Origin of the sequence: Desulfonatronum sp. SC1 (genome assembly GCF_003046795.1) — a bacterium.
Lineage (GTDB): Bacteria > Desulfobacterota > Desulfovibrionia > Desulfovibrionales > Desulfonatronaceae > Desulfonatronum.
The window spans coordinates 1-460 of the sequence record NZ_PZKN01000134.1 but is presented as its reverse complement, the minus strand read 5'-3'; the positions used below and the strand labels follow the sequence as shown (position 1 = coordinate 460).

The following is a 460-nucleotide window of genomic DNA, read 5'->3' as shown; positions in this document are numbered from 1 at the left end:
TATCTATGCAGCAGGATTCTATGTTTCAGTAAATGGGACTGCACGAGGCAACGGCACGAGGGCGAATCCGTGGAACCTACAAACAGCACTAAATCATCCATCCTCAGTGGTGGCGGGTGATACAATATGGATTTTGGGAGGTACTTACAGGGGTGAGTTTACCTCTGTAATTCGCGGTAGAGAAGGTGCGCCGATTTTTGTGCGGGCATTTCCCGGGCAGGAGGTTATACTTGATGGAAATGTGAATACAGTTGAGTCGGCAGTATTAAATATCACCGGACAACATGCCTGGTATTGGGGGCTGACCATTACTAACAGCGATGCTACCGGAAACAATTATTATAAGGATGGTGTCTATTTTGCGGGACCTAATAATAAATTAATTAATTGCCGCATCTATAATAATGGAGGCAATGGCGTGGGGTTCTGGCGACCAGCCCTGAATTCAGAAGTGTATGGC

The 460-nt window shown here is 46.3% G+C and carries 1 protein-coding gene; it reads left to right on the top strand.

The window, feature by feature from the left end; translation table 11 throughout:
* Nucleotides 1-460 (top strand): hypothetical protein (locus C6366_RS21015; protein WP_199221597.1); only part of this gene is annotated, 460 nt, incomplete at both ends.